This window comes from Holdemanella biformis DSM 3989 (genome assembly GCF_000156655.1).
Classification (GTDB): Bacteria; Bacillota_I; Bacilli_A; order Erysipelotrichales; family Erysipelotrichaceae; genus Holdemanella; species Holdemanella biformis.
The window spans coordinates 63,887-70,317 of the sequence record NZ_DS996839.1 but is presented as its reverse complement, the minus strand read 5'-3'; the positions used below and the strand labels follow the sequence as shown (position 1 = coordinate 70,317).

General features: G+C 33.3%; 8 protein-coding genes. 5 read left to right on the top strand and 3 right to left on the bottom strand.

Going from position 1 to position 6,431, the window contains the following annotated elements:
- Together EUBIFOR_RS13075 and EUBIFOR_RS00735 are read right to left on the bottom strand one after the other, a co-directional pair.
- A partial coding sequence (locus EUBIFOR_RS13075) for a HigA family addiction module antitoxin (RefSeq protein WP_040465989.1) occupies nt 1–484 on the bottom strand: 484 nt, incomplete at its 3' end.
- Nucleotides 485–509: 25 nt separating this feature from the next.
- Complete coding sequence (locus EUBIFOR_RS00735; protein ID WP_003863967.1) at nt 510–818, bottom strand: hypothetical protein; 309 nt, start codon at nt 816–818, stop codon at nt 510–512.
- Nucleotides 819–1,249: 431 nt separating this feature from the next.
- On the opposite strand from EUBIFOR_RS00735, the gene EUBIFOR_RS13200 reads away from it, so the two are divergent.
- Nucleotides 1,250–1,387: a hypothetical protein gene (locus EUBIFOR_RS13200; RefSeq protein ID WP_244264137.1), complete on the top strand. Its 138-nt coding sequence runs from the start codon at nt 1,250–1,252 to the stop codon at nt 1,385–1,387.
- Nucleotides 1,388–1,751: 364 nt separating this feature from the next.
- Here the strand turns inward: EUBIFOR_RS13200 and EUBIFOR_RS00725 are convergent, their stop codons facing one another.
- Nucleotides 1,752–2,585 (bottom strand): Cof-type HAD-IIB family hydrolase, encoded by an 834-nt coding sequence (locus EUBIFOR_RS00725; protein WP_003863965.1) that lies wholly within the window; start codon nt 2,583–2,585, stop codon nt 1,752–1,754.
- Nucleotides 2,586–2,663: 78 nt separating this feature from the next.
- On the opposite strand from EUBIFOR_RS00725, the gene EUBIFOR_RS00720 reads away from it, so the two are divergent.
- The 4 genes from EUBIFOR_RS00720 to galE all read left to right on the top strand — a co-directional run.
- Nucleotides 2,664–3,362 carry a hypothetical protein gene (locus tag EUBIFOR_RS00720; RefSeq protein WP_003863964.1) on the top strand — a complete coding sequence of 233 codons (699 nt, stop codon included), beginning with the start codon at nt 2,664–2,666 and terminating at the stop codon, nt 3,360–3,362.
- A gap of 18 nt (nt 3,363–3,380) precedes the next feature.
- Nucleotides 3,381–5,159 carry an aminopeptidase P family protein gene (locus EUBIFOR_RS00715; RefSeq protein ID WP_003863963.1) on the top strand — a complete coding sequence of 593 codons (1,779 nt, stop codon included), beginning with the start codon at nt 3,381–3,383 and terminating at the stop codon, nt 5,157–5,159.
- Complete coding sequence (locus EUBIFOR_RS00710) at nt 5,159–5,641, top strand: CpXC domain-containing protein (protein ID WP_003863962.1); 483 nt, start codon at nt 5,159–5,161, stop codon at nt 5,639–5,641. Before EUBIFOR_RS00715 ends, EUBIFOR_RS00710 begins: the two co-directional genes overlap by 1 nt.
- A gap of 31 nt (nt 5,642–5,672) precedes the next feature.
- On the top strand, nt 5,673–6,431 hold a 759-nt coding region (gene galE, locus EUBIFOR_RS00705; protein ID WP_003863961.1), incomplete at its 3' end, for a UDP-glucose 4-epimerase GalE.

The following is a 6,431-nucleotide window of genomic DNA, read 5'->3' as shown; positions in this document are numbered from 1 at the left end:
ATGCGATTAAAGCATAATCGGATTTTGTGGTTTCATTTAATCTTCTACAAGCAATTCGAGTTAGTTTATTATTTGTAAGAAGAGTTAATTTAACTATTTCAAAAAATTTTCTTAAATTTATTACTTTTTCTTCTATACTTTTCGCTTCCTCAACCCAGTTTAATTTTACCATTTCATTATATGGAAATTGTTTTGCGATTTGTTTATCTGTTTCCATATCATTTTCCTGTTGGATTTTTATCAACTTTTCCCTATAAATTGATTCTAAATTAGTCCAAAAAGATGCAGGTATTCCTAAGACCATTTCAAGTTTAACTGCCATTTCTGCAGTTAAAATAACTTCTCCATTAATTAATTTACTGATATGTTTTTCGCTCATATCAAGTCTGGCAGCAAATTCTTTCTGTGTCATTCCTCTATCTTCTAATTGTTCCTTGATAGTTGATCCAGGTGGTGTGGCAATATAAGTGTTACTTCTAATCATGTTTATTCCTCCTTTTCCAAACAAGTTAGTGATAATCTTCAATTGATTGGATTTCTGCAATTTGAATCTCTTCCTCAATTTTTTCAAAAACCAATCTATACGGATGACCTAAATCCATTGCATATTGGTTTCTTCTTGTCCTTCGTTGGTTGTTTTCGTCGTGTAAGGGATGACAACGTCCAATGTGATATTGTACTAGATGTTCAACTGTATCTGCAGCTTTAATTTGATCAATTCTTTGATGAATTAGCTCTGCTTTATTTACACCATATACTTTAATTGTTTCACGTGCTATTGTACATCTCTTCTCTAATTTTTTTGATTTATATGTCACTTTCAAAGGATCACCTCATTAACCTATTAGGTTAATTCAATTATATATTATAAAAGGTTGAAATTCAACGTATAATTTACCTTAAAGGTAAATTAAAAATTCCTTTAAAAAGTATTTTGTGTTTTCTGAGCTAAAGAATAAATCAAGTGAGGCTTCTGTGTATGTGACTCTAAGATACTAAATGATGAGTGTGGAATGGATACAGCACTACCTGAAGAGGTTTCCAAACGGATGAAGGAATCGTTAAAAGAATATAATGAAAAAAAGAAAAAACTTTTGAAGATATTCTCGATTTTCATGTAAGATTTGAGCGTATCCATCCATTCCAAGATGGAAATGGTCGTGTTGGAAGATTGATCTTATTCAAGGAATGTTTGAAATATAATATAGTTCCCTTTATAGTTCCCTTTATTATTGATGATCATTTGAAAATGTTTTATTATCGCGGTTTAAAAGAGTGGGATTATGGAAAAGGGGATTTGATGGATACTTGTCTATCAGCACAAGATACTTATAAAGCTTATTTGGATTATTTTAGGATTGCTTATGAAAATAATAAATCAAATTGAAATCGATGATTATATTGTGATTGAAGGTAAAGAGTATCACAATTAAATCAAAATGGATTTTTTGTTGGAAAAGAAGTATATTTTCATGATTAAAGCTCTTATTTAGAATAGAAAAATGCAATATCTTACAAAAATCTATTCTGTAGAATGTTTTAAACTTATAAAATAACTTAGAGTACACGCTATAATATACAGGCAGGGTGCTTTCAGGAGTGTCCTGCCTTCTTTTGAGTGTTTCTAATCATGCTCAAAATTAGGAATGTAGTGTTCTGTTTGTGTAATCAAGAAAAGATCTTCAGATTTACTTACAACCATAATCATATATGATTCAGGTAAAAGAAAAAGCCCTTGAAAGAGCTTTGCATTAAATCAGATTCAATTCTTTAAAGGCATGATATATACCATCTTCATCTAGGGATGTTGTGATTCTGTTTGCCTTGTCTTTGATTTCTTGTGGCGCATTACCCATGGCGATGCTTAGATGTGCTTTTTTAAACATAGGAAGATCATTAAAACCATCTCCAATCGCAATAGTATCTTTGATGTCGGCATGAAAGTATTTGATTACGGCATCCATACCTGTTGCTTTATTGATATGGTAGGATGTGACTTCACCACTTTCTTTTCCTAAAGGCGCAAATGTTGCAGGAATTACATCATATTTATCCGAAAGATCTTGTTGGATTTTTTTGTAGGGTGTTTTTCCATTGTCAATGACAGATACTTTATTGTAGATTAAGTCTTGAATGTTGTCGACAACTGTAATTTGACTTGTAAGAATCGTAAGACCATGTTTGGCCTTTTCTTCTTGGGTTTTACCCGCACATTGTTCTTCGACCATTTTTAACATTGTATCTTTTGTATATTGCGTGGCATAGATGCCGGTACTGCTTTCAAAGTTAGCTGGAATGTTATTTTTAAGAAGGTAGTTTGATAAATATTGACTTTCTTCTTTGGATAATGTGTTTTCTTCAATAATTTTATGTTCGCATTCAATCGTTGCACCGCTTCCGGCAATAATTGCATCGTAGTCGATTTCTAACATGGGGCCAAAGATTTCAATGCGTTGTCTTCCTGTACATAAAATGATTTTATGACCATTTTTTTGCGCTTGAATACAAGCTTTAATTGCGCTATTAGGAATGTAGCCTTCGTGATGAAATAGTGTGCCATCGGCATCTAAAAAAACAAGTTTCATTCTACACCTCTTTCTTATTGGACGAAATGATATTTTTATTCTACAATAGATAGGTAAATATTTAAAGGGGAGGATACAATGGGTGATTATATTGTGATGGGCATTGTTGGTATATTGGTTCTTGTGATGTCGGTTTTACCTAAAACTGTGTATAATGGGATTACATATACATTTTCAATGCATAAATATGGAATTCGAAAAATCCAAAGATATCGCACAACAACCGATACGTTAGCAAATTGCATTATAGGTGTACTGGTTGTCTTTAGTATTTTTTATTGTTTCATTCCATTTTATTCCGTAGTATATGCGATTCTATTTATATTGAGCTATTTGTGCCTGCTTGCACAAGTGAATCGTGTTACGTCAAAAAAGACACAACAAGTCGCTCGAACTGTGATTTTATTGAATAATATTTTTGCGGGAGTTTGTTTTTTAGGAGCGCTTGGCTTTATGAATGGACATATGGCAGATGGTGTGATCAATCAATTCATGTTGGATTTTCATGCGCATAAAGTATTTGGTATTTTATACCTTCTACAAAATCGTACTTGGATGTATTGGTTGTTTCAAGGAATGTTGTTTTTATTCCCACTATTTATCATGTGGTCGCATTTTAAATATATGCGTTTAGAAAACAGTGTAAAGGCTGTTTACTTTATAACATATATTCTAAAAATGTTATTTTTAATTATTGTAGTTGTATGTTTTTCTGTGGGTGCCTTTGAATTCTTGGATAAAGTTTATCAAGTGGATGCCCTAAAGAAATTGGCATAGAGAAAGAAGGATTTAAAAATGATTAAAGAAAGAATTTCAAAATTGCGTGCAAAAATGATGGAGAACAATGTACAGGCTTATATTGTTCCAACAAGTGATTTCCATGAAACGGAATATGTTTGCGATTACTTTGCATGTCGTAAATATATGTCTGGCTTTACAGGGAGTGCAGGAGTTTTAGTTGTATTGCTTGATAAGGCTGCCTTATGGACAGATGGACGTTATTTTATTCAGGCTGCAAATCAGCTTGAAGGCTCAGGCATTGATTTAATGAAAATGGGCCAACCTGGAGTTCCTGAAATTGATGCGTATATTGTTGAAAATCTTAAAGAAAATGACACAGTTGGCTTTGATGGTCGTGTCATGAATACAAAGGATGCTCTAGCTTATAAGTCGGTGTTTGATTTAGCACATTTGAATATGAATGTAAATCTAGACTTAGTCAATGAAGTATGGACAGATCGTCCTCAACTTCCAAGTACGCCAACTTTTCATTATTCTGAAAAATTCTCAGGTGAATCTGTAGAGAGTAAGTTAAGTCGTTTACGTGCTTTCCTTAAGGAAAATAAAGTTGATTCTATTGTACTAACAAGTGTGGATCAGATCGCATGGCTTTATAATTTAAGAGCGCATGATATTCCTAATTTTCCAGTTGCTTTAGCTTATTCGATTGTTTCACTTGAATCAGCTTCTATTTATATGGATGCATCTCGTTTGGATGAATTGAGTTTAAAAGAATTTAAAGACAACCATGTTACAGTTTGTGGCTATTCGGATATATATTTGGCAACAAAGACTTTAACAGGTTCAGTCTTAGTCGATCCATCTAGTGTAAATTATGCGATTGTTTCAAACTTGCAGGCTAAGCCGGTATTTAAGGAAAGTCCAATCATTTTATGGAAGGCTTTAAAGAATGATACAGAATTAAAATGTACAAAGTGGGCACATATTAAAGATGGTGTTGCCGTTACTAAATTCATGTATTGGTTAAAGAAGAATGCAGGTAAGATTGAAATGAGCGAGATGAGTGTTCAATCTAAATTGCAACTTCTTCGTAGTGAACAAGAAAATTATTTAGAGGATAGTTTTGATACGATTTGTGCTTATAAAGAACATGCGGCTATGATGCACTATTCTTCAAAGCCAGAAACAAATGTTGATATCACAAATTCGGGTATGCTTCTAATTGATAGTGGTGGACAATATTTAGAGGGTACAACAGATATTACACGTACATTTGTGTTGGGTGATATTAGTGAAGAAGAAAGATATTGGTTCACAAAAGCATTGCGTGGACACATTCGTTTATCGGATGCACACTTCTTATTTGGATGTTCGGGAATCAATTTAGATATTTTAGCTCGTGGACCTTTATGGGATCAAGATGTGGATTATCAATGTGGTACAGGACATGGTGTTGGTCACTTGTTGAATGTACACGAGTCTCCAAATGGATTTAGATGGAGAGTATTGCCACATCGTAATGAAATGTGCGTATTAGATGAGGGCATGATTACTTCAAATGAGCCGGGTGTTTATTGTGAAGGTAAATTTGGTATTCGTCATGAAAATGAAATGGTTGTTGTTAAGGGCAATGTAAATAATTATGGTCAATTCATGCATTTTGAACCAATCACATTTGTACCATTTGATTTAGATGGTTTGGATGTTTCTTTATTGACAAATGAAGAAAAGGCTTGGTTAAACAACTATCATCAAGAAGTATTTGAAAAGATCAGTCCTTATTTAACAAGGGATGAGGCTGAATGGTTAAAATCAGCTTGTAGATCGATTTAATGAAAGAAAGAATGATTCCAGTAACATGTCCACATTGTGGGCATGTTTTTGAGATAAAAAGAGATACGGTTGTGATTGCACAAATGGATCGTGTGGCTAGAAGTCGACTGGACGATGGTTCGTATTTTATGCATCAATGTCAAAATTGTAAGTCTATGTTTTATTTGTACTATCCATTTCTTTATAGGGATCCGAAAAAGAAGTTTAATCTTGTCTTAACCGAACAAAAAAGTATAGATAATCTATGTGAAGATGAGCAAGTTGTATTGTGTCATAGTGTTTCACAGTTTCTTTTGGCCTTTAAAATCTATGATCAGTGCTTAAATCCAAAGATGGTGCTGGTTAAAAAGAAACAGTTAGAAAAGAAATTAAATCGAAGTGTTAAGTTTGATTATTTTGATATGAAAAATCATTGTCTTTGGTTTGAGGATATAGCCGTATCTTTAACAGAAAAAGAATGTAAAGAGATTCTTATTTTGTAGTATAATAGCAGATAGAAATGAGGTTTTAACTATGAATATTTTAATTGCGGGTGGAACCGGATATATTGGTAGTCATATTTGTGTTGAATTATTAGAAAGTGGTCATGACGTTGTCGTGATCGATGATTTCTCCAATTCTAAACCAGATGTATTGGATTCAATCTATAAGATTACAGGAAAACATGTTAAGTTTTATGAATTTAATGTGTTAGATGAAGAAAAGACAGAGGCTGTATTTAAGGAAAATAAATTGGATGCGGTGATTCATTGTTGCGCATTTAAAGCGGTTGGTGAAAGTGTTCAAAAGCCAATTGAGTATTATACAAATAACTTGATGACAACTTTAGTGGTTGCCAAAATGATGAAAAAGTATCATGTGCCAAGTATTGTGTTTAGTTCAAGTGCAACTGTTTATGGAGATCCTGAAGTGGTTCCTTTAACAGAGGATTGTAAGCTAGGTGAAACAACCAATCCATATGGAGCTACAAAGGCTATGATGGAAAGAATTTTAACGGATGTGCAATTCGCAAATCCTAGTATGAGTGTAACTTTACTTCGTTATTTCAATCCAATTGGGGCGCATGAATCGGGGTTGATTGGTGAAAATCCAAAGGGAATTCCAAATAACTTGATGCCTTATATTATGAAGGTTGCGACTGGAGAGCTTAAAGAACTTGGTGTATTTGGTGATGACTATGATACGCCGGATGGAACGGGTGTTCGTGACTATATTCATGTGGTTGACTTGGCTAAAGGTCATGTATTAGCGATTGAAAAGTACAATACGCCT

Coding starts and splice junctions, on each gene's coding strand:
- EUBIFOR_RS13200 (WP_244264137.1), top strand. CDS start 1,250: ATGTTTTATTATCGCGGTTTAAAAGAGTGGGATTATGGAAAAGGGGAT.
- EUBIFOR_RS00725 (WP_003863965.1), bottom strand. CDS start 2,585: ATGAAACTTGTTTTTTTAGATGCCGATGGCACACTATTTCATCACGAA.
- EUBIFOR_RS00720 (WP_003863964.1), top strand. CDS start 2,664: ATGGGTGATTATATTGTGATGGGCATTGTTGGTATATTGGTTCTTGTG.
- EUBIFOR_RS00715 (WP_003863963.1), top strand. CDS start 3,381: ATGATTAAAGAAAGAATTTCAAAATTGCGTGCAAAAATGATGGAGAAC.
- EUBIFOR_RS00710 (WP_003863962.1), top strand. CDS start 5,159: ATGAAAGAAAGAATGATTCCAGTAACATGTCCACATTGTGGGCATGTT.